The sequence below is a fragment of the Pseudomonas sp. RIT357 genome, from assembly GCF_000632245.1.
Classification (GTDB): Bacteria; Pseudomonadota; Gammaproteobacteria; order Pseudomonadales; family Pseudomonadaceae; genus Aquipseudomonas; species Aquipseudomonas sivasensis.
In genome coordinates, this window is sequence record NZ_JFYX01000001.1 from 37,897 (window position 1) to 61,953 (window position 24,057).

The 24,057-nt window shown below is 56.6% G+C and carries 21 protein-coding genes and 1 tRNA gene; 19 read left to right on the forward strand and 3 right to left on the reverse strand.

The features are described 5' to 3' along the window. Positions 1 to 8: 8 nt before the first annotated feature. The 5 genes from glpE (at position 9) to BW43_RS26965 (ending at position 6,791) form a co-directional block, all read left to right on the forward strand. Complete coding sequence (gene glpE / locus BW43_RS26985) at positions 9 to 338, forward strand: thiosulfate sulfurtransferase GlpE (protein WP_032883859.1); 330 nt, start codon at positions 9 to 11, stop codon at positions 336 to 338. 284 nt (positions 339 to 622) lie between these two features. Beyond that, entirely contained in the window at positions 623 to 2,545 is a 1,923-nt protein-coding gene (locus BW43_RS26980; RefSeq protein ID WP_003194732.1) for a PrkA family serine protein kinase, read from the forward strand. 113 nt (positions 2,546 to 2,658) lie between these two features. Next, entirely contained in the window at positions 2,659 to 3,930 is a 1,272-nt protein-coding gene (locus BW43_RS26975; protein WP_016977872.1) for a YeaH/YhbH family protein, read from the forward strand. Then, positions 3,927 to 5,492 (forward strand): SpoVR family protein, encoded by a 1,566-nt coding sequence (locus BW43_RS26970; RefSeq protein WP_032883861.1) that lies wholly within the window; start codon positions 3,927 to 3,929, stop codon positions 5,490 to 5,492. Before BW43_RS26975 ends, BW43_RS26970 begins: the two co-directional genes overlap by 4 nt. Positions 5,493 to 5,555: 63 nt before the next feature. Continuing rightward, a complete protein-coding gene (locus BW43_RS26965) occupies positions 5,556 to 6,791 on the forward strand; it encodes a multifunctional CCA addition/repair protein (RefSeq protein WP_032883863.1) in 1,236 nt (411 codons plus the stop codon). Here the strand turns inward: BW43_RS26965 and folK are convergent. Together folK and folB are read right to left on the reverse strand one after the other, a co-directional pair. Then, positions 6,780 to 7,304, reverse strand: coding sequence for a 2-amino-4-hydroxy-6-hydroxymethyldihydropteridine diphosphokinase (gene folK / locus BW43_RS26960; protein WP_032883865.1), 525 nt, complete (start codon positions 7,302 to 7,304; stop codon positions 6,780 to 6,782). The two genes, BW43_RS26965 and folK, sit on opposite strands and share 12 nt — an antisense overlap. Then, positions 7,295 to 7,648 (reverse strand): dihydroneopterin aldolase, encoded by a 354-nt coding sequence (gene folB / locus BW43_RS26955; protein ID WP_032883867.1) that lies wholly within the window; start codon positions 7,646 to 7,648, stop codon positions 7,295 to 7,297. Before folB ends, folK begins: the two co-directional genes overlap by 10 nt. Before the next feature lie 72 nt (positions 7,649 to 7,720). On the opposite strand from folB, the gene plsY reads away from it, so the two are divergent. Next, entirely contained in the window at positions 7,721 to 8,290 is a 570-nt protein-coding gene (gene plsY / locus BW43_RS26950; protein WP_032883869.1) for a glycerol-3-phosphate 1-O-acyltransferase PlsY, read from the forward strand. 43 nt (positions 8,291 to 8,333) lie between these two features. On the opposite strand, the gene tsaD is transcribed toward plsY, so the two are convergent. Beyond that, the gene (gene tsaD / locus BW43_RS26945) at positions 8,334 to 9,359 is read right to left on the reverse strand and encodes a tRNA (adenosine(37)-N6)-threonylcarbamoyltransferase complex transferase subunit TsaD (protein ID WP_032883871.1); all 1,026 of its coding nucleotides are present in this window, start codon (positions 9,357 to 9,359) and stop codon (positions 8,334 to 8,336) included. A 202-nt stretch (positions 9,360 to 9,561) separates the two neighbouring features. On the opposite strand from tsaD, the gene rpsU reads away from it, so the two are divergent. From rpsU to BW43_RS26885, 13 genes are all read left to right on the forward strand, one after another. Beyond that, entirely contained in the window at positions 9,562 to 9,777 is a 216-nt protein-coding gene (rpsU, locus tag BW43_RS26940; RefSeq protein ID WP_002551877.1) for a 30S ribosomal protein S21, read from the forward strand. Positions 9,778 to 10,220: 443 nt separating this feature from the next. After that, positions 10,221 to 12,188 (forward strand): DNA primase, encoded by a 1,968-nt coding sequence (dnaG, locus tag BW43_RS26935; RefSeq protein WP_032883872.1) that lies wholly within the window; start codon positions 10,221 to 10,223, stop codon positions 12,186 to 12,188. 67 nt (positions 12,189 to 12,255) lie between these two features. After that, entirely contained in the window at positions 12,256 to 14,106 is a 1,851-nt protein-coding gene (gene rpoD / locus BW43_RS26930) for an RNA polymerase sigma factor RpoD (RefSeq protein ID WP_032883873.1), read from the forward strand. Positions 14,107 to 14,229: 123 nt separating this feature from the next. Then, positions 14,230 to 17,967, forward strand: a complete 3,738-nt coding sequence (locus BW43_RS26925; RefSeq protein ID WP_032883874.1) for an EAL domain-containing protein — start codon at positions 14,230 to 14,232, stop codon at positions 17,965 to 17,967. Positions 17,968 to 17,988: 21 nt separating this feature from the next. Then, positions 17,989 to 18,065, forward strand: a tRNA-Ile gene (locus tag BW43_RS26920). A 127-nt stretch (positions 18,066 to 18,192) separates the two neighbouring features. Further along, positions 18,193 to 19,248 (forward strand): site-specific integrase, encoded by a 1,056-nt coding sequence (locus BW43_RS26915; RefSeq protein ID WP_032883875.1) that lies wholly within the window; start codon positions 18,193 to 18,195, stop codon positions 19,246 to 19,248. A 266-nt stretch (positions 19,249 to 19,514) separates the two neighbouring features. Continuing rightward, on the forward strand, positions 19,515 to 19,757 hold the full coding sequence (locus tag BW43_RS29155) for a hypothetical protein (protein ID WP_032883876.1): 243 nt from the start codon (positions 19,515 to 19,517) through the stop codon (positions 19,755 to 19,757). After that, complete coding sequence (locus BW43_RS28010; protein WP_081797549.1) at positions 19,754 to 20,527, forward strand: helix-turn-helix domain-containing protein; 774 nt, start codon at positions 19,754 to 19,756, stop codon at positions 20,525 to 20,527. Before BW43_RS29155 ends, BW43_RS28010 begins: the two co-directional genes overlap by 4 nt. 45 nt (positions 20,528 to 20,572) lie before the next feature. Continuing rightward, positions 20,573 to 20,827, forward strand: a complete 255-nt coding sequence (locus BW43_RS26905; RefSeq protein WP_032883877.1) for a hypothetical protein — start codon at positions 20,573 to 20,575, stop codon at positions 20,825 to 20,827. A 296-nt stretch (positions 20,828 to 21,123) separates the two neighbouring features. After that, positions 21,124 to 21,462 carry a hypothetical protein gene (locus BW43_RS28875; protein ID WP_177326406.1) on the forward strand — a complete coding sequence of 113 codons (339 nt, stop codon included), beginning with the start codon at positions 21,124 to 21,126 and terminating at the stop codon, positions 21,460 to 21,462. Beyond that, positions 21,459 to 21,731 carry an EexN family lipoprotein gene (locus BW43_RS26895; protein WP_032883880.1) on the forward strand — a complete coding sequence of 91 codons (273 nt, stop codon included), beginning with the start codon at positions 21,459 to 21,461 and terminating at the stop codon, positions 21,729 to 21,731. The genes BW43_RS28875 and BW43_RS26895 overlap by 4 nt, the downstream gene beginning before the upstream one ends. Positions 21,732 to 21,733: 2 nt before the next feature. Beyond that, a complete protein-coding gene (locus tag BW43_RS26890) occupies positions 21,734 to 22,810 on the forward strand; it encodes a type IV secretion system protein (protein ID WP_032883882.1) in 1,077 nt (358 codons plus the stop codon). A gap of 723 nt (positions 22,811 to 23,533) precedes the next feature. Continuing rightward, positions 23,534 to 23,824, forward strand: a complete 291-nt coding sequence (locus tag BW43_RS26885) for an antitoxin VbhA family protein (protein WP_032883884.1) — start codon at positions 23,534 to 23,536, stop codon at positions 23,822 to 23,824. Positions 23,825 to 24,057 lie beyond the last annotated feature (233 nt).

The window sequence follows — 24,057 nt, forward strand, 5'->3', positions numbered from 1 at the left end:
AGCCCGCCATGAGCGAATTCAAACGTATCCCTCCCGAACAAGCCCAAGCCCTGCGCGAGCAAGGCGCGGTGGTGGTTGATATCCGCGACCAGCCTACTTACTCGGCAGCCCATATCACCGGCGCCCAGCATCTGGATAACGTTAACATCGCCGACTTCATCCGCGCCGCCGACCTCGACGCGCCACTGATCGTGGCCTGCTACCACGGCAACTCCAGCCAAAGCGCCGCCGCCTACCTGATCAGCCAAGGCTTCTCCGACGTCTACAGCCTGGACGGTGGTTTTGAGCTGTGGCGTACGACCTATCCTGCAGAAATTTCTTCGGGCGATTCGCAATAAATATTTTCAAACCCCGCTACCCCGCGTGACGCTTGGGCTCGCGCCGTTTCTGACGAACGGCGCAGGCAAACTAATTGCGTATCACGCCTTGACCTCCCAGATTCCGAACTATCCTTAAGCGCAGGCCATCCGAATCAGGGGAGAGCCGGTACACCGGCGTGCGGGTCATCGGTAGCGTTTAGGGTGTTCTGGGGGGAAAACGGCCATTGGCGATCGTCAATGACTGCCAGCATCGACTGATAGATCCGGCGTCGGCTCCACGTATCGAGCGAGGTGACGACGTCATGAGTATCTTTAGCCACTTCCAACAACGCTTCGCGTCCACACAGCAGGAAGAACTCACGCTGCAAGAGTATCTTGAGCTGTGCAAGCAGGACCGCAGCACCTACGCATCTGCCGCCGAGCGCCTGCTATTGGCAATTGGTGAGCCGGAGCTGGTGGAAACCGCCAATAATTCGCGCCTGTCGCGAATATTCTCCAACAAGGTGATCCGCCGCTACCCGGCCTTTGAAGACTTCCACGGAATGGAAGAATGCATTGATCAGATCGTCTCCTACTTCCGCCATGCCGCCCAAGGCCTGGAAGAGAAGAAACAGATCCTCTACCTGCTCGGCCCTGTCGGCGGCGGTAAATCGTCCCTGGCCGAAAAGCTCAAACAGCTGATCGAGAAAGTGCCCTTCTACGCGATCAAGGGCTCGCCGGTCTTCGAGTCGCCACTGGGCCTGTTCAACGCCACGGAAGATGGCGCGATCCTCGAAGAAGACTTCGGCATCCCACGCCGCTACCTCAACACCATCATGTCGCCCTGGGCCACCAAGCGCCTGGCCGAGTTTGGCGGTGACATCAGCCAGTTCCGCGTGGTGAAACTCTACCCCTCGATCCTCAACCAGATCGGCGTTGCCAAGACCGAGCCGGGCGATGAGAACAACCAGGATATTTCGGCGCTGGTGGGCAAGGTCGATATCCGCAAACTCGAAGAATTCCCGCAAAACGACGCCGACGCCTACAGCTACTCGGGCGCACTGTGCCGGGCCAACCAAGGCCTGATGGAATTCGTGGAAATGTTCAAAGCACCGATCAAGGTGCTGCACCCACTGCTTACCGCGACCCAGGAAGGTAACTACAACAGCACCGAAGGCTTGGGCGCGATTCCGTTCACCGGGATCCTGCTGGCCCACTCCAACGAATCGGAATGGCACACCTTCCGTAACAACAAGAACAACGAAGCCTTCATCGACCGGATCTACATCGTCAAGGTGCCTTATTGCCTGCGAGTCAGCGATGAGATCAAGATCTACGACAAGCTACTGTTCAACAGCTCCCTGGCGAAGGCCCATTGCGCACCCGACACCCTGAAGATGCTCGCCCAGTTCACCGTGCTGTCGCGCCTCAAGGAGCCAGAGAACTCGAACATCTACTCGAAGATGCGCGTGTACGACGGTGAAAACCTCAAGGACACCGATCCTAAAGCCAAGTCAATCCAGGAATACCGCGACACGGCAGGCGTGGATGAAGGCATGAACGGCCTATCGACGCGCTTTGCGTTCAAGATCCTGTCCAAAGTCTTCAACTTCGACCCGCACGAGATCGCCGCCAACCCGGTGCACCTGCTCTATGTGCTGGAGCAGCAGATCGAACAGGAACAGTTCCAGGCGGAAACCCGTGAACGCTACCTGCGCTTCCTCAAGGAGTACCTCGCGCCGCGCTACATCGAGTTTATTGGCAAGGAAATCCAGACCGCGTACCTGGAGTCCTACAGCGAGTACGGCCAGAACATTTTCGACCGCTATGTGCTGTATGCGGACTTCTGGATCCAGGACCAGGAATACCGCGACCCGGAAACCGGCGAGATCCTCAACCGCGTAGCCCTCAACGAGGAATTGGAAAAGATCGAGAAACCCGCTGGCATCAGCAATCCGAAGGATTTCCGCAACGAGATCGTCAACTTCGTACTGCGTGCCCGCGCCAACAACAACGGCAAGAACCCTACCTGGCTCAGCTACGAGAAGCTGCGGGTGGTCATCGAGAAGAAAATGTTCTCCAACACCGAGGATCTGCTACCGGTCATCAGCTTCAATGCCAAGGCCAGCAAGGAGGACCAGCAAAAACACAACGACTTCGTCACACGAATGGTCGAGCGTGGCTACACCGACAAACAGGTACGACTGCTCTCCGAGTGGTATCTGCGGGTTCGCAAATCGCAGTAAGGCAGCGATAGGCGTGCACTGCCAGGTCATGGGCCTGGCAGTTGACCGCTTGTCTCTAAGCTTCCAGCTCGCCGCTTGAAGCTTGTAACGTGAAGCTGCCCGGAGGGCTCCTCATGAGCTATGTGATCGACCGACGCCTCAATGGCAAGAACAAGAGCACGGTAAACCGCCAGCGTTTCCTGCGGCGTTACCGTGACCACATCAAAAAGGCCGTCGAAGAGGCCGTCAGCCGCCGCTCCATCACCGACATGGAGCATGGTGAGCAAATCAGCATTCCCGGACGGGATATCGACGAACCGGTCCTGCACCATGGCCGCGGCGGCAAACAGACCGTCGTGCACCCTGGTAACAAGGAGTTCACCACCGGCGAACATATCCAGCGACCTCAAGGCGGTGGTGGTGGCAAAGGTCCAGGCAAAGCCGGCAATTCTGGCGAAGGCATGGACGAGTTTGTGTTCCAGATCACCCAGGAGGAATTCCTCGAATTCATGTTCGAGGACTTGGAATTGCCCAACCTCGTCAAACGAAACCTGACCGGTACCGACACCTTCAAGACCGTGCGGGCAGGTATCAGTAACGAGGGCAACCCGTCACGGATCAATATCATCCGTACCCTGCGCTCGGCCCATGCACGGCGTATCGCCCTGTCGGGCAGCAGCCGCGCCAAATTGAAAGAGGCCAAGGAAGAGTTGGCGCGCTTGAAGCGCGAAGAACCGGATAACTTCGGCGATATCCAGGAAATCGAGGCGGAAATCGAGAAACTCAGTGCGCGCATCCATCGTGTGCCGTTCCTCGACACCTTCGACTTGAAATACAACCTGCTCGTCAAACAACCGAACCCCAGTTCCAAGGCGGTGATGTTTTGCCTGATGGACGTTTCCGGCTCCATGACCCAGGCCACCAAGGACATCGCCAAACGGTTCTTCATCCTGCTCTACCTGTTCCTGAAGCGAAACTACGACAAGATCGACGTAGTGTTCATCCGCCATCACACCAGCGCCCGGGAAGTCGACGAAGAAGAGTTCTTCTACTCGCGGGAAACCGGCGGCACCATCGTGTCCAGCGCCCTGAAGCTGATGCAGGAGATCATGGCCGAGCGCTACCCGGCCAACGAATGGAATATCTACGCCGCTCAAGCCTCTGACGGCGACAACTGGAATGATGATTCGCCCATCTGCCGCGACATCCTGATCAACCAGATCATGCCGTTCGTGCAGTACTACACTTACGTTGAAATTACCCCCCGTGAGCACCAGGCCCTGTGGTTCGAATATGAGCGCATCGGCGAAGCTTTTGCCGACACGTTCGCCCAGCAGCAACTGGTCTCGGCCGGCGATATCTATCCGGTCTTCCGTGAACTCTTCCAGCGCAGGTTAGTGACATGACCGCCAAAAAAGAGACTAAGCGCCAACCCATTTCCACCGGCTCCGAGTGGACCTTTGAGCTGATCCAAGCCTATGACAAGGAAATCAGTCGGATCGCGGCGGGTTATGCTCTGGACACATACCCCAACCAGATCGAAGTGATCACCGCTGAGCAGATGATGGATGCCTACGCGTCTGTCGGTATGCCGCTGGGTTATCACCATTGGTCCTACGGTAAACACTTCCTCAGCACCGAGAAGTCCTACACCCGTGGCCAGATGGGGCTGGCCTACGAGATTGTGATTAACTCCGACCCATGCATCGCCTACTTAATGGAAGAAAACACCATCTGCATGCAGGCATTGGTGGTGGCCCACGCTTGCTATGGGCATAACAGCTTTTTCAAAGGCAACTACCTGTTCCGCACCTGGACCGATGCGAGTTCGATCATCGATTACCTGGTGTTCGCCAAGCAGTACATCATGCAGTGTGAGGAGCGCCACGGGATCGACGCAGTGGAGGACTTGCTCGACTCTTGTCATGCCCTGATGAACTACGGGGTCGACCGCTACAAGCGCCCGTACCCGATTTCCGCCGAGGAAGAACGCCTGCGTCAGAAGGAGCGTGAAGAGCACCTGCAGAAGCAAATCAACGACCTGTGGCGCACTATTCCTAAACGCGCCGACAAAAACAGCGACAAGGACAATGCGCGCTTCCCCGCCGAACCTCAGGAAAACATCCTATATTTCCTGGAAAAACACGCCCCACTGCTGGAACCATGGCAACGGGAAATCGTGCGCATCGTGCGCAAGATCGCCCAGTACTTTTATCCACAGCGCCAAACCCAAGTGATGAACGAAGGCTGGGCGACGTTCTGGCACTACACGCTTATGAACGACCTGTACGACGAGGGCTTGGTCACCGACGGCTTCATGATGGAGTTCCTCACCTCCCACACCAGTGTGGTATTTCAGCCTGGCTTCGACAGCCCGTATTACAGCGGCATCAACCCTTACGCTCTGGGTTTTGCCATGTACCGCGACATCCGGCGCATGTGCGAACACCCGACCGAAGAGGACCGCCGCTGGTTTCCGGAAATCGCCGGCAGCGACTGGCTGTCCACCATCAAGTTCGCCATGAGCAGCTTCAAGGACGAGAGTTTTATCCTGCAGTACCTGTCACCCCAGGTGATACGCGACCTCAAGCTGTTCAGCATCCTCGATGACGATCTCAAGGACGATTTGGTGGTGCCGGCCATCCACGATGAGCCCGGCTACCGCATCATCCGTGAAACCTTGGCCGCGCAGTACAACCTGGGCAACCGGGAGCCCAACGTACAGATCTACAGCATCGACGTCCGCGGCGACCGCTCGCTGACCTTGCGTCACCAGCAACATGACCGCAAACCCCTGGGCGAATCCACCGAGGAAGTACTCAAGCACTTACACCGGTTGTGGGGCTTCGACATCCATCTGGAAACACTGCAAGGCGATCAGGTGATGAAAACTCACCATGTACCACCGCGCAGTGATCACAACGATAACGACTATGGTCGCCTGGACATGGCCGTCGTTCACCTCTGAAACAGCAAAGCCTCCATTGGTCAGGCACAGGCGGTATCCTGTGCCGCTAATGGAGGCTTTTTCATGAAAATCTACAAAGTCGGCGGCGCCGTGCGTGACCGCCTGCTGGGCATCAAGGTCACTGATATCGACCGCGTCGTTGTCGGTGCGACCACCGAGGAGATGCTAGCGAAGGGCTTCAAGCCGGTAGGCGCTGACTTCCCGGTGTTCCTGGACCCGAAGAACGGCGACGAATATGCTTTGGCCCGCACTGAGCGCAAGAGCGGCCGGGGCTATGGCGGTTTTGTCTTTCACGCCAGCCCCGAGGTCACGCTGGAAGAAGACCTGATCCGTCGCGACCTGACCATCAACGCAATGGCTGAAGACGATGACGGCAACCTGACCGACCCCTACAACGGCCAGCGTGACCTCGAAGCCCGCGTTCTGCGCCATGTTTCCCCCGCTTTCGCCGAAGATCCCCTGCGAGTTCTGCGCGTCGCACGTTTTGCCGCGCGCTATGCACATCTTGGTTTTACAGTGGCACCGCAGACTCTGGAACTGATGCGTCAACTCAGCGAGTCAGGCGAATTGGAAGCCCTGACGCCGGAGCGCAGCTGGAAGGAAATCTCCCGAGCACTGATGGAAGATCAGCCTCAGGTGTTTATTCAGGTCCTGCGCGACTGCGACGCACTGAAAACCTTGATGCCGGAAGTAAATGCACTCTTCGGCGTCCCCCAACCCGAGGCCCACCACCCCGAGATAGACACTGGCGTGCATACCTTGAGCGTGCTGGAGCAGGCCGCCTTGCACAAACAGCCACTGACCGTGCGCTGGGCCTGCCTGCTGCATGACCTGGGCAAAGGTCTAACGCCTGTGGATAAGTTGCCGCAGCATATCGCCCATGAGCATCGGGGCTTGAAGCTGATCAAGGCAGTCAATGAACGTTTCAAAGTGCAAAGGGATTGCCAGGAGCTGGCGCTGCTGGTGGGTCAATATCACACCCACGGCCATCGAGCGCTGGAGCTGAAAGCCTCGACGCTGCTGGAGTTACTGCAAAGTTTTGACGTATATCGCCGACCGCAGCGCTTTGAGGAGTTTGTGGTCGCCTGTGAAATGGATGCCCGGGGCCGCAAGGGCTTCGAGCAACGCAGTTATCCACAGGCAGATTATTTGCGCGGTGCAGCGCAGACAGCACGCGAGGTGGCGGTGGCGCCATTGGTGGAGAAGGGTTTCAAAGGCCCTGAGCTGGGCGAAGCCTTGAAGCGCGAACGGCTCAAGGCGTTGCAGGCCTACAAGGAACAACGCGCCCTATCGAATTAGAAGCGCATTCGGCGTCAGGTGCTGGCCCTGCCACTCAAAGGCGACAGGCGCCAGCAACTGATCGATCTGCGCATCCCGCCACAGAGCAGCCATCGTTTTACCCACCTCAGGATGCACGCGGTCCGGTGCCATCAACGACAGCGGCCACAAAACAAAGGCGTTTTTCAGGATTTCCGCACGGGGCAGGATCAAACCGTCGAAATCCCCCACCAACTCGCCGTACAGCAGCACATCGATGTCCAATGGCAGGCCTTTGCGGTCCGGCGCGTAGCGGCCGTTTTCAGCTTCGATGGTCTTAAGACGGCGGTCCAATTCTGTCAACGACAGGTCGGTATAGGCCGACACCACCAGATTGAAGAACGGCCCGCTTTTGATGCCCACCGGCTGGCTTTCAAACACCGCCGAGCAGCGCATATCCGTCAGAAAGCTCGCTAACGCGTCGAGCCCGGCGCACAGATGGAGCTCGCGCTCGATATTGCTACCGAGGCCAAGGTAAACCTGAGTTAGCGACATCCGCGCTCAATCTCCACGCCCACACCTTTGGCGGCCGGTACTGCGCCGGGCTTGGTCAGTTTGAGGTGCAGCCAGGGAATCTGGAACTCACTCATCAACACTTGGGCCAAGCGCTCAGCAAAGGTTTCCACCAGTTGGTACTGGGACTGTTCGGCAAACGCCTGGATACGCGCCGAAACGCTGGCGTAATCCAGCGCCAAGGTCAGGTCGTCACCTGCGGCGGCCGGGCGGTTATCCCACGCGAAGCTCAGGTCCAGACGCAGGCATTGGCGGATCCCGCGCTCCCAGTCGTAGGCCCCGATCACGGTGTCGACTTCCAGGCCTTCGATAAACACTCTGTCCAAGCTCTTCTCCGCAGCACGACAAGGGCGCGATGCCCCGTTAGAATCAGGGCGTCCTCGCCCGGAATAGTTAGCATGTTTTGGTCACTGGCGATTCTCGCCTACCTGCTCGGCTCGCTGTCCTTCGCCATTTTGCTCAGCCGCCTGACGGGAAACCCCGACCCGCGAATGAGTGGTTCCGGCAATGCTGGCGCCACCAACATGTTGCGCCTGGCGGGCAAGAAGCTCGCCGTGCTGACGCTGCTGGGCGATCTGTGCAAGGGCTTGCTGCCCGTGCTGATCGCCAGCACCGCCGGCCTTACCCTGCAACAGCAGGCCTGGGTGGGCGTGTGCGCCGTCCTGGGCCATCTGTTTCCACTGTACTTCCGATTTCGCGGCGGCAAAGGTGTCGCCACGGCGGCCGGTATGCTGCTGGGGATCTACCCACCGGCGGCACTACTGGCCGTGCTTGCCTGGCTGCTGACGTTCTACCTGACCCGAACCAGCTCACTGGCGGCGCTGATCGCCACGCCGCTCACCCTGCCATTGCTGGCCTGGCAGGAACCGGCGGCGCTGCTGCCGATGAGCGTGCTGACATTGCTGATCGTCTGGCGCCATCGGGGCAATTTACGCGACCTGTTTGCCGGGCGCGAACGGCATTTTTAAATCCCCAAGATGAGCCTGGCTCACGTCGCGCCTAAATAACGGCCTACAACGGCGGCAGCTGCTCCATCGGCCAACGTGCCTGCACGCTGATCGCCAGGCTCTCGTGCTGCCCCGCCAGCAGACGCTGGCAACCGGCATAGGCGATCATGGCGCCATTGTCGGTGCAAAACTCAGGGCGCGCGTAGAACACATCACCCTTCATATCACCGAGCATTTTTTCCAATGAACTGCGCAGCGCCTTGTTGGCGCTGACGCCGCCAGCGATCACCAGACGCTTCATGCCAGCCTGTTTCAGGGCACGCTTGCACTTGATGGTCAAAGTCTCCACCACGGCCTGCTGGAACGCCAGAGCGATGTCGCAACGGGCTTGCTCACTGTCGTCCCCGGCGCTGACGCTGTGCTGCCAGGTATTCAGTGCGGAGGTTTTCAACCCGCTGAAGCTGAACATCAAACCGGGGCGATCGCACATCGGACGCGGGAATGTGTAGCGACCAGCAACGCCCTTTTCGGCGAGACGGGCGATTTCCGGTCCGCCGGGGTAATTGAGGCCCATCATCTTCGCAGTCTTGTCGAAAGCTTCGCCGGCGGCGTCGTCCAGCGACTCGCCCAAAAGCGTGTATTGACCGATTCCGTCAACCTGAACCAGCTGCGTATGCCCCCCCGAAACCAACAAAGCGACGAACGGGAACTGCGGCGGGTTTTCTTCCAGCATCGGCGCCAGTAAATGGCCTTCCATATGGTGCACACCCAGGGCTGGAATACCCCAGGCGAAAGCCAGCGCCTGTGCGCAAGAGGCCCCAACCAGAAGGGCTCCGACCAATCCAGGGCCCGCCGTGTAGGCAATCGCGTCGATCTCGGTCGGCACACAACCGGCCTCGTCCAGCACCTGGCGAATCAAGGGCAGCATGCGCTTGACGTGATCACGGCTGGCCAGCTCCGGCACCACGCCGCCATAAGCGCGGTGCAGGTCGATCTGACTGAACAGTGCATCGGCCAAAAGCCCGCGTTCACTATCGTAAAGTGCGACACCGGTTTCGTCGCAGGAGGTTTCAAGTCCCAGTACTAGCATGGGTTTGCGCCTTGTAGAGGCTAAATTCGAAGGCGCGCATAATAGTCGCCACTCCCCCTCCCGACTAGCGGTTTTCGATCAGAGGCTTTGCATTCCGGTCAATGAGGGGTTAACATCCGCAACCCTTAAAAACCGACGACCTCAGCCGCGAATTTTTTGCGACGAGAACGTTGATCCCGGTAATGAAAGAAGGTAGCTCTGGATGCCAGCCGTCAAAGTTAAAGAGAACGAACCCTTCGACGTAGCTCTGCGTCGTTTCAAGCGCTCCTGCGAAAAAGCCGGTGTACTGGCCGAAGTTCGTAGCCGCGAATTTTACGAGAAGCCAACTTCTGAGCGTAAGCGTAAAGCAGCAGCCGCTGTTAAGCGTCACGCCAAGAAAGTTCAGCGCGAGCAGCGCCGCGCCGTTCGTCTGTACTAATACACAGACGTTCGTAGCAAGCTTCTGCCAAGCCCGGCCCTTCAGCCGGGCTATTGGCATTTGCAGATATCGCTTGATGCTTCATCGTCGAAGCCGCACATGCGACTGAGACAACTGCTTCACACGTCAGGACTGGCTCTTTTGCCAGCGGTGCACGTCTCTTCTGACGAGCCTAACAAGGCTACTGACGAGCACACTTATTCTGTAAACAGGCGATCAACGGTCGGCTGTGCCCATCGATGAGCTTCCGAGGCCGCCAGCGGCCAAGACCGGAGCCAGGGGCAACATTTCTTCGCCGAAGACTGATAGAAATTAACGTCAGTGAATGCTCGGCAGATACACTTCCATACAGCCCAAGCAGACGATTGATGGTCGAGCCACTCGACTCAAGCGCTTGAGCACTTCACGGGCCCTCATTTACACGCAGTGCTGACGAGAACGCCATGGCCGGGCTAATTCCCCAGAGCTTTATTGACGACCTTCTGAACCGCACCGACATCGTCGATGTTGTCAGCTCGCGCGTGCAATTGAAGAAAGCCGGCAAGAATTACACCGCCTGCTGCCCGTTCCACAAAGAAAAAACCCCGTCGTTCAGCGTCAGCCCAGACAAGCAGTTCTATTACTGCTTTGGCTGCGGCGCAGGCGGTAACGCCCTCGGTTTCTTGATGGACCACGACAACCTGGACTTCCCCCAGGCAATCGAGGACCTGGCGAAAGCCGCCGGCATGGAAGTCCCCCGCGAAGAAAGTGGCCGCCCGCACAAACCACGGCAACCCACCGATTCGCCGCTATACCCGCTGCTCACTGCCGCCGCCGACTTTTACCGGCAGGCACTGAAGAGCCATCCTCAGCGCAAGGCAGCAGTCGATTACCTCAAGGGGCGCGGCCTTACCGGTGAAATCGCTCGCGACTTCGGTCTCGGCTTCGCGCCACCCGGCTGGGACAACCTGTACAAACATTTGAGCAGCGACACTCTGCAGCAAAAAGCCATGATCGACGCAGGCCTCCTGGTGGAAAACGCCGAGACCGGCAAGCGCTACGACCGCTTCCGCGACCGCGTGATGTTCCCTATCCGTGACAGTCGCGGCCGTATCATCGCCTTCGGTGGCCGCGTACTGGGCGACGACAAGCCCAAGTACCTGAACTCCCCGGAAACCCCGGTGTTCCACAAAGGCCAGGAACTCTACGGCCTGTTCGAAGCGCGCAAGAACAATCGCAACCTCGATGAAATCATCGTGGTTGAAGGCTATATGGACGTGATCGCCCTCGCTCAGCAAGGCTTGCGCAACGCCGTGGCCACCCTTGGCACCGCCACCAGCGAAGAACATCTGAAGCGCCTGTTTCGCGTCGTGCCCAGCGTGCTGTTCTGCTTCGACGGCGACCAGGCTGGCCGCAACGCCGCTTGGCGCGCACTCGAAGCCACGCTGTCGAGCCTGCAGGATGGGCGCCGCGCGCGCTTCCTGTTCTTGCCCGAGGGAGAGGACCCGGACACCCTGGTGCGCTCCGAAGGCACTGACGCATTCCGTGCACGCATCAACCAACATGCGCAGCCGCTGGCCGATTATTTCTTCCAGCAACTGACTGAGGAAGCCGATCCGCGCTCCCTTGAAGGCAAGGCCCATATGGCCACCCTCGCAGCGCCGCTGATCGACAAGGTGCCTGGCGCCAACCTGCGCACCCTGATGCGCCAACGCCTGCTGGAAATTACCGGGCTAAGCGGCGAAGCCGTCAGTCAGCTGGTGCACAGCGCACCGCAGGATGCTCCGCCCGCCTACGACCCGGGCATGGATTACGACGCCATGCCGGACTATGCCGACTTCCAGCCGCAGGAGGCCTACGCGCCCCAGCAGGAATGGACGCCGAAGAAGCCCGGTGCCGGCGGCAAGAAATGGGACAAGAAACCGTGGAGCAAGAACGGCAAGCGTGGCGATCGCGATGAGGCCTACGCCCCACGCACGCCAGTTGCCGTAGAAGCGCCCACGCTGATCGCCCTGCGCACGCTCATTCACCACCCGCAACTGGCGGGCAAGGTCGAAAGTGCCGACCATTTTGCCAATGCGAGCAATACCTACGCTCAGGTGCTGATCGCGCTGATCGAAGCCGTGCAGAAAAATCCTAAGCTAAACTCAATTCAGCTGATGGCACGCTGGCACGGCACAGAACAAGGGCGCTTGTTGAAAGCACTTGCGGAAAAGGAGTGGCTAATTGACGGCGATAACCTTGAACAACAGTTTTTAGACACCATTACTAGGTTATCTGCGGGTCAGCATACGCAAACCCTCGATGAACTCATCAAGAGAGCAAGACAGCCAGGATTATCGGCTGAAGAGCAAATTCAGATAGCAAAACAGATGCGCGACCTCTTAAAACAGAATGTTTCCGCATCAAACCCGACCTCAGCTGGCGTGTGAGGTCATAGCTCGGGTATAATCCTCGGCTTGTTTTTTGCCCGCCAAGACCTTCAGTGGATAGGGTGTTATGTCCGGAAAAGCGCAACAGCAGTCTCGTATCAAAGAGTTGATCACCCTTGGTCGTGAGCAGAAGTATCTGACTTACGCAGAGGTCAACGACCACCTGCCTGAGGATATTTCAGATCCTGAGCAGGTGGAAGACATCATCCGCATGATTAATGACATGGGGATCCCCGTACACGAGAGTGCTCCGGATGCGGACGCCCTTATGTTGGCCGACGCCGATACCGACGAGGCAGCCGCTGAAGAAGCCGCTGCTGCGTTGGCCGCGGTGGAGACCGACATCGGTCGCACGACTGACCCTGTGCGCATGTATATGCGTGAAATGGGTACCGTCGAGTTGCTGACACGCGAAGGCGAGATCGAAATCGCCAAGCGTATCGAAGAGGGCATCCGTGAAGTGATGGGCGCAATCGCGCACTTCCCTGGCACGGTTGACCACATTCTCTCCGAGTACACTCGCGTCACCACCGAAGGTGGCCGCCTGTCCGACGTCCTGAGCGGTTATATCGACCCGGACGACGGTATTGCGCCGCCTGCTGCCGAAGTACCGCCGCCTGTCGATGCGAAAGCCGCAAAAGCGGACGACGACTCCGATGACGACGAGGCTGAAGCCAGCACCGACGACGAAGAAGAAGTCGAAAGCGGTCCAGACCCGATCATCGCTGCCCAGCGTTTCGGTGCGGTTTCCGATCAAATGGAAGTCACCCGCAAGGCCCTGAAAAAGCACGGTCGCTCCAACAAGCTGGCAATTGCCGAGCTGCTGGCGCTGGCTGAGTTGTTCATGCCAATCAAGCTGGTTCCGAAGCAATTCGAAGGCCTGGTTGAACGCGTTCGCAGCGCCCTTGAGCGTCTGCGCGCACAAGAGCGTGCGATTATGCAGCTCTGTGTTCGTGATGCTCGCATGCCGCGTACTGACTTCCTGCGCCAGTTCCCGGGCAACGAAGTTGACGAAAGCTGGAGCGACGCTCTGGCCAAAGGCAAGGCGAAGTATGCTGAAGCCATTGGTCGCCTGCAGCCGGATATCATCCGCTGCCAGCAGAAGCTGACTGCACTTGAGACCGAAACCGGTCTGACGATTGCCGAGATCAAGGACATCAACCGTCGCATGTCGATCGGTGAGGCTAAAGCCCGCCGCGCGAAGAAAGAGATGGTAGAAGCGAACTTGCGTCTGGTGATCTCCATCGCCAAGAAGTACACCAACCGTGGCCTGCAATTCCTCGATCTGATCCAGGAAGGCAACATCGGCTTGATGAAGGCTGTCGACAAGTTCGAATACCGTCGCGGCTACAAGTTCTCGACTTATGCCACCTGGTGGATCCGTCAAGCGATCACTCGCTCGATCGCCGACCAGGCCCGCACCATTCGTATTCCGGTGCACATGATCGAGACGATCAACAAGCTCAACCGTATTTCCCGGCAGATGTTGCAGGAAATGGGTCGCGAACCGACCCCGGAAGAGCTGGGCGAACGCATGGAAATGCCTGAGGATAAAATCCGTAAGGTATTGAAGATCGCTAAAGAGCCGATCTCCATGGAAACCCCGATCGGTGATGACGAAGACTCCCACCTGGGTGACTTCATCGAAGACTCGACTATGCAGTCGCCAATCGATGTCGCCACAGTTGAGAGCTTGAAAGAAGCGACTCGCGACGTACTGTCCGGCCTCACTGCCCGTGAAGCCAAGGTACTGCGCATGCGTTTCGGCATCGACATGAATACCGACCACACCCTTGAGGAAGTCGGTAAGCAGTTTGACGTGACCCGTGAACGGATCCGTCAGATCGAAGCCAAGGCGCTGCGCAAGTTGCGCCACCCGACGCGAAGCGAGCATCTGCGCTCCTTCCTCGACGAGTGATACCAGAACCCCCGGCCCATGCCGGGGGTTTTGTTTTGCATAGATAAAATCCTGTACTGCCCCACTCCCCCCGCAATGCCCGTCTACACTCGACACATTCCCCCGTGCCATAACGAGACCGTTATGCCCAGATTGCCGACCGTGATACTGCTGTCGCTGCTGAACTGGACCGCAACGGCTGGCGCGTTGACTCTTACTGATGATGAGCGTGGCTGGCTGGCGGACCATCAGGAGCTGAGACTGGGAGTGGACCCCTCGTGGCCACCCTTCGAATACCGTGATGAAAATGGTCGATACCAAGGCTTGTCGGCGGATTATGTGCGTCTGATCCAGGATCGCCTGGGCGTCAGGGTCAAGATAATCGAGCCGCCGAGCTGGGGTGCCGTATTGGAGATGGCTCGAAGCAATCAGCTCGACCTTATCCCCAGCATCATGTCGACACCGGAGCGCCAGAATTATCTGGCCTTCACCCGGCCTTACATCGATTTTCCGATGGTGATTCTTGCCCACGAAGGCGGGGCACGGCCGCGTAATCTCAAGGACCTTTACGGATTGAAGGTTGCCGTGGTGGAAAACTACGCCCCTCACGAGTTGCTGCGCACCCACCATCCTGACCTCAACCTGGTCGCGATGCCCAACGTCAGTTCCACGCTGCAGGCCTTGGCGACCGGCGAAGTCGATACCGTGGTCAGCGACCTGGCGTCCAGCGTCTGGAGCCTGCGCGAACTAAAACTCGATGGTCTATACGTCAGCGGCGACACCCCTTACCGCTATCAATTGGCGATGGGAGTGCCACGGGACGACAAAATACTGGTGGGCATCCTGGATAAAGTCCTGGCCGACCTCAGCCCCGATGAAACCAATGCCATCCAACAGCACTGGGTAGGCAACTTCACGGATAACCGCACGTTCTGGCGCGACCTGCTGATGTACGGCCTGCCCGCCGTGCTGCTGCTAATCGCCGTATTGGCCGTCGTGATTCGGATCAATCGCCGGCTGAGTTCGGAAATTTCCCGCCGCGTCGCGCTTGAACAAGAATTGCGCAGCAGCGAGTACCACTATCGCGGCCTGGTAGAAAGCTTGTCCGCTATTGCCTGGGAAGCCAGCATCACCGATTTCACCTACAGCTACGTGTCGCCCCACGCCGAGGACCTGCTGGGTTACCCACGAGCCCATTGGCTGATTCCGGGCTTCTGGCGCAACATCATTCACCCCGCCGACCTGATCCGCACCGAAGCCTATTGCTATCGCGAAACCCGCGCCAACCGCGACCACAGCATTGATTACCGAGTGATCACCGCCGACGGCCGCTGTTTGTGGGTACGCGATATTGTCAGCCTGATCGAACACGGCCATGAGCCGGTGCTGCGCGGCTTGATGATTGATATCAGCGAGGCCAAGCGCACCGAGGAGGCGCTGCAGCTGTCCGAGCAGAAGTTTGCCTCGGTCTTCCAGCAATGCCCCGACATCCTGGTGATCGCGCGGCTTTCCGATGGCTGTCTGCTGGAGGTCAATAAAGCGTTCGAAGATCAAATCGGCCTGACTGCCGAGGAAGTGATCGGCAGAACCGGCACGGAACTGGAGATATGGGGCATCCCGGGCATCGGTCCGGAGTTGTTGCAACGCGTCCAGACAACCAGTATTCGCAACCTTGAAATGCCGTTTTTGCGCAGCAACGGCCAAGCCTTCACCGGGCTTATCTCCGCGGAGCCCTTCCAGCTCGACGCGATTGAAGCCATCGTGGTGGTGGTGCGCGATATCACCCAACTCAAGGAAACCCAGCAACTGCTGCAAACCTCCGAAGAGAAGTTCGCCAAAGCCTTCCATGCTTCGCCCGACGGCTTGCTGCTGAGCCGCCAACGCGACGGCCTGCTGATTGAAGTCAACGAAGGTTTCAGCCGCCTGACCGGTTACACCAGCGCCACCTCTCTCGACCAATCAACCCTGGAACTGGGCATCTGGGTCGATCTCAACGAACGCAAACACATGCTGGAACTGATGCAGCGAGATGGCTTTGTGCGTGATTTCATCTGCCACATACGACGTAGCGACGGTGAAATTCGGATGTGTGAAGTGTCCAGTCGCCCGCTGCCGATCGCCGGGGAAGACTGCATGCTGACCATCGCCCGCGACATCACCGAACGTCAATTGATGCAGGAAAAACTGCAACAGGCCGCGACGGTATTCGAGAGTACCGCCGAAGGCGTGTTGATCACCGACACCCGGCAGAACATCAGCGCCGTCAACCGCGCCTTCAGCGAAATCACTGGCTACAGCGAAGCCGAAGCCCTCGGCCAAACACCCCGCCTCCTCGCCTCTGGCCTGCATGACAGCGCGTTTTACGCCGCGATGTGGCACCAATTGACGGCCCAAGGTCATTGGCAGGGCGAGATTTCCAACCGTCGAAAGAACGGCGAACTGTACCCCAGTTGGCTGACCATCAGCGCTGTGCGCAACCGGGATCAATTGATCACTCACTTTGTGGCGGTGTTTGCAGACATCTCCAGCCTCAAACTGGCCCAGGCGCGCCTCGATTATCAGGCGCACCACGATCCACTGACCGGGCTGCCCAACCGCACTCTATTTGAAAACCGGTTGCAGGCAGCCCTAAACGGCCATCAAGAGACTGGCAAACAGGGCGCGGTGTTGTTCCTCGATCTGGACCGCTTCAAACACATCAACGACAGCCTCGGCCACCCGATCGGCGATCTGCTGCTCAAAGACATTGCCGTGCGCCTCAAGGACCAACTGCGAGACATCGATACCGTAGCGCGCCTGGGCGGCGATGAATTCATCATCCTGCTACCCGGCCTGCAACACGCCAATGACGCCGAGCAATTGGCCAACAAGTTACTGACCTGCTTCACCCCGCCATTCCAGGCTGGCGAGCACGAGTTCTTCATCAGCGCCAGCATCGGCACCAGCCTTTACCCGCAGGACGGTACGGATGTCGCCACCTTGGTCAAGAATGCCGACGCTGCGATGTATCGATCCAAAGCCAAGGGACGTAACCGGGTCGAAAGCTACACCCGCGACCTGACGGCTCAGGCCAACGAGCGTGTGGCACTGGAGCATGAACTGCGGCGAGCCATCGAACGTAAAGAGCTGAGCCTGTATTACCAGCCGAAACTGAGCCTGGTAACACAAGAACTGATCGGTGCCGAAGCCCTGATCCGCTGGCATCACCCCACCTTTGGCGACGTACCGCCAGAACACTTTATTGCCCTGGCCGAAGAGAACGGCACGATCCTGCAAATTGGCGATTGGGTCTTGGAACAGGCCTGCCGACAACTGCACGCGTGGCAGGGCACCTACGAAGATTTCGGCCCGCTGTCGGTCAACCTCGCCGGTGCGCAGCTACGCCATCCCGGCTTGCTGAGTCGAATAGAACAACTGTTGCGCGACTACCACCTCGACCCAGGTCACCTGCAACTGGAGATCACTGAAAATTTCATCATGAGCCAGGCCGAAGAAGCACTTGAGGTGCTACACCAACTCAAACAACTGGGCGTGCAGCTGGCAATTGATGACTTCGGCACTGGCTACTCGTCCCTCAGCTACCTTAAACGGCTACCGCTGGATTTCCTGAAGATCGACCAATCCTTCGTCCGCGGCCTGCCGGACGACCCCCACGACGCCGCCATCGTGCGCGCTATCATCGCCCTGGGCCACAGCATGCAATTCACCATCATCGCCGAAGGCGTGGAGAACCCCGCGCAGCAAGCCTTCCTGGCAGCTGAGGGCTGCGAACAGATGCAAGGCTACATCGTCAGCTTGCCACTGCCGCCGGAGCTTTTTGTCGCTACCTTCCTTCGTATGAGCATTGAGGATTTTTCGGATAGCACACAGAAGAAACCATAGTTATAATCCGCGACCTGTTAAGGGCCTATAGCTCAGTTGGTCAGAGCAGAGGACTCATAATCCTTTGGTCCACGGTTCAAGTCCGTGTGGGCCCACCATACTCAAAGCCGCGCATTGCGCGGCTTTCGCGTTTCTGGGTGGTTCTCCACTAATACAGTCCTATGGTCCAAAGGTACAAAATCGGTACAGTGCTGGTGCGCCAGTACACCTTTGGAGTCCTTTCAGATGGCAACATTAGTCAAAACTCCTTCCGGCACTTGGAAGGCTTTGATCCGCAAAACCGGCTGGCCAACAGTAGCCAAAACCTTCCGCACCAAGCGCGATGCGGAGGACTGGTCACGTCGCACCGAAGACGAAATGGTCAGAGGTGTTTATATCCAGCGCACCGGCTCCGAGCGCATGACGCTGGAGGCAGCCCTCAAGCGATACTTGAGCGACATCACCCCCACCAAGAAGCCCACCACTCAGCGTGGCGAAACCTCGAAAGCCAAGAAGCTCATCGAGCATCTGGGCAAATACTCACTGGCTGCGCTCTCCGCTGACATCATCGCCGGCTATCGCGACAAGCGCCTGAACGAGCCCAGCCGTGGTGGGACCATTAGCAACAACACTGTGCGCCTCGAACTGGCCCTATTGAGCCACCTGTACACCGTAGCGATTCAGGAGTGGGGTTTGGGCCTGACTTTCAACCCAGTGCTGAATATCCGTAAGCCTAGCCCTGGGGATGGTCGTGATCGGAGGCTATCGCCGGAGGAAGAACGTCTTCTGCTCGCGGCCGTGAATCGACATAGCAATCCTATGTTGGGCTGGATTGTTTGCATCGCCCTGGAAACGGGTATGCGCTCGTCAGAGATCTCATCCCTACGTCGACCTCAAGTCGATTTGGCAAAGCGCGTCATACGTCTCTCAGACACAAAGAACGACGGCTCGCGCACTGTGCCTCTCAGCAAGCGTGCCACCGAAGTATTCAAAGCCGCGATGGATAACCCGGTGCGACCAATCGACTGCAACCTGGTGTTTTTCGGCGAGCCTGGAAAAGACGGGAAACGTCGGCCGTATACCTTCACCAAAATTTGGGGTCAGCTAAAGAAGAAGCTTGGTCTACCTGACTTCAGGTTTCACGACTTGCGCCATGAGGCAGTGAGCAGGCTTGTCGAAGGCGGGTTATCTGATCAAGAGGTTTCGGCCATTAGTGGTCACAAGTCGATGCAGATGCTCAAGCGATATACCCACCTTCGTGCTGAAGACCTAGTTGAGAAGCTGGATAAAATCTCAAGATAACAGTAACCCTTGAAGCTAAAGCATCCAAAAAAACACAAATATTTATATTAATTTCAAAAATTTCCTAGACAACGATACGAGCCCTTGAATTACAAGGGCTTAGCCAAAGTCAAGAAAACCAACATATATAATCTTGGTAGCAATATGGCGACAGTACGACTACCAAAGTAATACTTCTTGGTCGATCCGTGTCACCACTTAGTTTGACACCAGCAAATCATCGCGTAAAACTTCGCTCAACTTCTCCCACCATGGCGAACTTACACATGACAACTGAAGAGTATCTACTGAACCGTTTTGGCCCTTTGATGAGCATCCCGGACATTGCCATTCTACTAGGGCGTTCGCCTGATGGAGTAAGGGTTTCTCTATATTCAGACACCGACATTTCCCGAAAACTGAAACCGGCAATGATTCGGATCGGCCGCCGCGTATATTTTAGGACAATGCAAATCAATGACGCATTGAATCTGGACATTGAGGTAAGCCCTAAGAGCAGCTTGCAATGAGCCACAAGTTTTATAATTTAGTATGGGCCCATGACTTTGACTCACCTACCGAAAAGCTCGTGATGCTCGAAATAGCTAGTCATGCTGACGACAGTGGAAAGGGCTGGCCGAAAGTGAAGACTATCGCCGGCTGCTGCGGAATATCGGCGCGGCAAGTACAACGTATAATTAAAAAATTTGAGCAGACCGGTCGGTTAACTATTGAAAATGCATACCGACCAGACGGCGGGCAGACTTCAAACAGATATTTCATAACCCTCCCACCGGTGAAATCACTGCGCCCCGGTGACAGGGCTGTCATAGGGGGGGTGTCAACAAAGTCACCCCCTTCCCAGACACCATCATGTCACACCGGGGATGACACAGCAGTGACACCCCAAGAACTACCAACAGAACAAAAAAAAGGAATACAACAACTAACTGAGGCTGGCCTCCGATACCCGGGGAAATTAGAAGCCAGTGATCGCATGTGGATCAGCAATATTTTGCAAGATGTACCTAGCCCGGATGCTCAGCAGCTTTTGGACGAACTGGCAGCCGCACTGAAATCAGGGAGGATCAGAGGCCGAGCCTCAAAATGGTTTAACGGGCTTATTCTAAACTATAGAAAGGGACTTTTCTGTCCAATGGCGCGGCCGAGCAAACCAAATCCTTTGTTTAACGAAATACCAATTGAAACTCACGCCAAACCAAATGCCCGTAACAAGGAGGCACGTAACCAAGCATTGGAAAGCATGAAAAAATTCACTTCCAGCAAACTTGTACGCTAGCAACTCCACAGAAAACTTTTCACAAAACTGAAAGGAAGCTTCTCAATGCCATTACATTTCAAGCAGCTTGAAAGCTATTGCGACAGCTTAGACAGAACAGGCGATATCCAAGTAATTTTAAAAGCTCACTACAAGCATGGCTTTGCACTGAGCGTATCAGATGGAACCATTGGCCATACTGTAACGGACGACGAGAATCGACCTTTCTTCTTCAGGACCGTCGAAATGGCCTTAGACGAACTTGCCAACATCCCCTATTTATCCGATCAAATCATGGTTGACCGAAAATCTTGGTCTTAGCCATAACCCACCAGAGCACAAGCAACGCACACACGACTTAGTAATCCAATACCGATATTCAAATTTCGCTTACATCAGAAAAGCGAAAAAAATAACTCGACCAAAGCGCCGTATACACAGCCTACGCGTCCAAGTAACTACTGGAGGTAACAATGATTTCATATGCATACTTACCAATGCTTGTTCTGAGCACATTCCTAATTATCTCCATCCGAAGATTTTGGATATGCACTGCCCGTATGGGTTTAATGCTGGAGTTCTCACGGCGCGCACCAACACTACTCCATCGGGACATCATGGCTGCGGTCCTCGCGCTGGTGCCGCTCGCGATGGCATTTATCGACTGGTTTGGCATCACTCTTCCCCGCCAATCAGCTCCAATTCCTCCCCTGCTCGGCGCTTTCATGGCAGCCGGTAGCCTTGGAGCATCACTTACCATTTTGAACAACTCCCTTCACCGGCTTGCAGGTAACTGGGCAGGCACCAAGGAAAGCGTGCTGCGCACCCTGGCAGCGATGCAAATCATTGATGCAACTGAGCTAGCCTTTTCTATGCACGCCGACAAAATCAACATCGCAAAACAAGAGAGCGCTGGACGGCCCCCAATCGTTATCCAATCCAAGGAAGAAAAATGAAATCCCACCTTACTATCCCTGCGTTTCTGATGATCGTCATCGCGTCTCTTTCAGGCTGCGGCAGAGATGAGCCCGTGCAGACGGTTGATTGGTACAAAGCAAACTCGCTTGAACGACTGAAGGCTTTGGAAAGGTGTAACGCCAATCCGGGCGAGCTTGCTCTGACACCGAACTGCGTCAACGCGAAAACCGCCGCAAACGCATTAGTGCTTGAGAACCGGGAGTACAAGCAGCGAGAACCCACGAATTTCTCTTCTCAGGGAAAATAGACATGGCGACCAAAACAGGAATATTTGAATGGATCGGAGGGTCTATGGATCAAACCCTCCATACGTTCATCAGCATTACTTCGAGCCGAGTGATTGAGGATTTCACGCTCACCGTGACGATAGGCGGGACGCTATATTTGACGATGGTCGGCTACATGATGATCACCGGAACAATTGAGCAGTCAGCCTCTCACTTTCTCAAAACCTGCGGAAAGTTCCTGCTTATCAGTGGCCTGGCCATGAACGCCGACACGTACATGTCATGGGTAGTAGAGGCATTGAAGGGGCTTGAAACAGGAGTAACGGCCGCCTTCACAGCGACAAGTGATCCCTCAACCTCGGACTCGGTTTTCCAGGTCATCGACAAGGCAATGTCGGACGGCTGGCAGATCGGTGCAGATATGTTGTCGAAAATGGGACAACGCCACTCCTATGAAATCGGGATGATTATTTGGGATGCCCTGAACGCCCTCGTCGTCTACACCGCTACGCTGCTCATCGCGGTTCCAGCAGGTGCCATGATTGTTGTAGCAAAAGGAATGCTTTCGGTAATGCTCGGAATCGGGCCAGTCTTCATCATGATGCTGCTGTTCGGACAGTTCACGTCCAAATGGTTCGATAGCTGGTTTGCCCAGGTCATCACGTACATCATGCAGACGGCACTGGTTAGTACGGTTCTCAGCTTTGGAATCAAATACTTTTCCTCGATAACTGCCAGCATATTGGCGAACCCAGGCGACTACCCAATCGCTACGTTCCTGGAGCTATTGGTTACTACCATCGTCGTGCTTTACATGATGTATCAAGCTCATGGCGTTGCAGGAGGCCTTGCAGGAGGTATATCGAGTGCAGCACTGACCTTGCGCGGAATCGCAAACGGCGCCATGGCACCAATCACAAAGGGCCTCAACAGACAGTCAACGCGCCGTGACATGCAGTCGGGCCAGATGGTCACAGCTGGAAGACTGAACCACCTCGCGGCTGGGAACACAGCCTGGAATCCAGCGTACCGACAGCACGTCATGCAGAACATGGGCAAAAATTGGGGAAGTGCAACTGGGGGCAAAGTAAATCAGTAGCCACTGACCCACGGCTGATCAGACCTCGCTTCGGCGAGGTCTTTTTCTGAGCACTTTCAAAAAGCGTATGACGGGTCAAGGGGTTGGTGCGGCCCGCAGGAGCGAAGCGACGAGGACTCGGCCCCTTGACGCGGCAGAAGCGACCAACGCTCAAGTCATGGGCGCAGGGGATCAAGGCCGTAGGCCTCCCCTGCACCCTTGACGACAGAGGGCGACTCGCTCCCTTCCCGCTCGCGGGAAGGGCGGGGGGATGGGCAATTCTCAAACACGTTAACCGATTGTAAATAAACGATTAATAACAAAAACAAGACAGTTTCAGCGCGCCTCTGATTCATGTTCAGTCATGAGGCGCATTGAACCCGCCCCGGACACACAACCCACTGAAAACGAATGCAAAACGACTACGAAAACTCCGCGCGTTGCTTGGGCAACCCCTTCGGTTGCATCCCGTGTCCGAGCTTGCCGGACTGGCTGCGTGGGCAGGTACGGCGGGCAGAGCCCTTGACCTCCCCCTTGCCATAGGCTCAGTGCTTACTGTTGCATCAAGGGTCCGGCTACGCCCGGCATCCTCACCCGTTCGGTGCTCGCCTTCGGCTCCGCTCCGCATGCGGCTTCCGGTGCCGCCCTTGACACCACATCCAGCAAAAACCTTGCTAATTTGCTACGCACCACAGACATAGCGCTAACGCGATCCCGCGTTCGGCCAAACAGCGAGAAATACGCATGACCTCAAACAACCAAGAGCCACCGCAGCACCAAGGAAACACCAAAATTGAAGCCGTTGATACGAAGGAACCGGAGCATCAGATTTCTGAGGCAGAGCAGAGCGAGCGTAAGAAAGCTGTCGCATTTGCCACCGCATCCATCGGCCTTTCTGGATTCGAAACCTCAGAAGAAATGAAACACCTTGGTCAGCTTTACATCACCGGCAAAATTGACCTGAACGAATTTGTGATGCTCTCGCAGAAGATGCGTCCTGACAGCGACGATTCTCAGCCATCAGGAACGCAGTGAGCTTTGCAAAAAGCTTGTTCATGAACAAGGAACGGATTGCATGGAGATCTAATGCAGGATAGGCGAAGCGCCGGATAACTACCCCGGTAGTGTGTTGATCAAGAACAGCGCGATTCCAATTCAGAGGGTAGAACTCGCTTCTGCCACATCTGTCACTCACGCAGTGAATCATCCAGTCTGACGTCGCAGCAAAAACACAAACAGGAAGCACAGCGATTTTTCAATCCATCGTC

Coding starts and splice junctions, on each gene's coding strand:
- glpE (WP_032883859.1), top strand. CDS start 9: ATGAGCGAATTCAAACGTATCCCTCCCGAACAAGCCCAAGCCCTGCGC.
- BW43_RS26980 (WP_003194732.1), top strand. CDS start 623: ATGAGTATCTTTAGCCACTTCCAACAACGCTTCGCGTCCACACAGCAG.
- BW43_RS26975 (WP_016977872.1), top strand. CDS start 2,659: ATGAGCTATGTGATCGACCGACGCCTCAATGGCAAGAACAAGAGCACG.
- BW43_RS26970 (WP_032883861.1), top strand. CDS start 3,927: ATGACCGCCAAAAAAGAGACTAAGCGCCAACCCATTTCCACCGGCTCC.
- BW43_RS26965 (WP_032883863.1), top strand. CDS start 5,556: ATGAAAATCTACAAAGTCGGCGGCGCCGTGCGTGACCGCCTGCTGGGC.
- folK (WP_032883865.1), bottom strand. CDS start 7,304: ATGTCGCTAACTCAGGTTTACCTTGGCCTCGGTAGCAATATCGAGCGC.
- plsY (WP_032883869.1), top strand. CDS start 7,721: ATGTTTTGGTCACTGGCGATTCTCGCCTACCTGCTCGGCTCGCTGTCC.
- tsaD (WP_032883871.1), bottom strand. CDS start 9,359: ATGCTAGTACTGGGACTTGAAACCTCCTGCGACGAAACCGGTGTCGCA.
- rpsU (WP_002551877.1), top strand. CDS start 9,562: ATGCCAGCCGTCAAAGTTAAAGAGAACGAACCCTTCGACGTAGCTCTG.
- dnaG (WP_032883872.1), top strand. CDS start 10,221: ATGGCCGGGCTAATTCCCCAGAGCTTTATTGACGACCTTCTGAACCGC.
- rpoD (WP_032883873.1), top strand. CDS start 12,256: ATGTCCGGAAAAGCGCAACAGCAGTCTCGTATCAAAGAGTTGATCACC.
- BW43_RS26925 (WP_032883874.1), top strand. CDS start 14,230: ATGCCCAGATTGCCGACCGTGATACTGCTGTCGCTGCTGAACTGGACC.
- BW43_RS26915 (WP_032883875.1), top strand. CDS start 18,193: ATGGCAACATTAGTCAAAACTCCTTCCGGCACTTGGAAGGCTTTGATC.
- BW43_RS29155 (WP_032883876.1), top strand. CDS start 19,515: ATGACAACTGAAGAGTATCTACTGAACCGTTTTGGCCCTTTGATGAGC.
- BW43_RS28010 (WP_081797549.1), top strand. CDS start 19,754: ATGAGCCACAAGTTTTATAATTTAGTATGGGCCCATGACTTTGACTCA.
- BW43_RS26905 (WP_032883877.1), top strand. CDS start 20,573: ATGCCATTACATTTCAAGCAGCTTGAAAGCTATTGCGACAGCTTAGAC.
- BW43_RS28875 (WP_177326406.1), top strand. CDS start 21,124: ATGGCTGCGGTCCTCGCGCTGGTGCCGCTCGCGATGGCATTTATCGAC.
- BW43_RS26895 (WP_032883880.1), top strand. CDS start 21,459: ATGAAATCCCACCTTACTATCCCTGCGTTTCTGATGATCGTCATCGCG.
- BW43_RS26890 (WP_032883882.1), top strand. CDS start 21,734: ATGGCGACCAAAACAGGAATATTTGAATGGATCGGAGGGTCTATGGAT.
- BW43_RS26885 (WP_032883884.1), top strand. CDS start 23,534: ATGACCTCAAACAACCAAGAGCCACCGCAGCACCAAGGAAACACCAAA.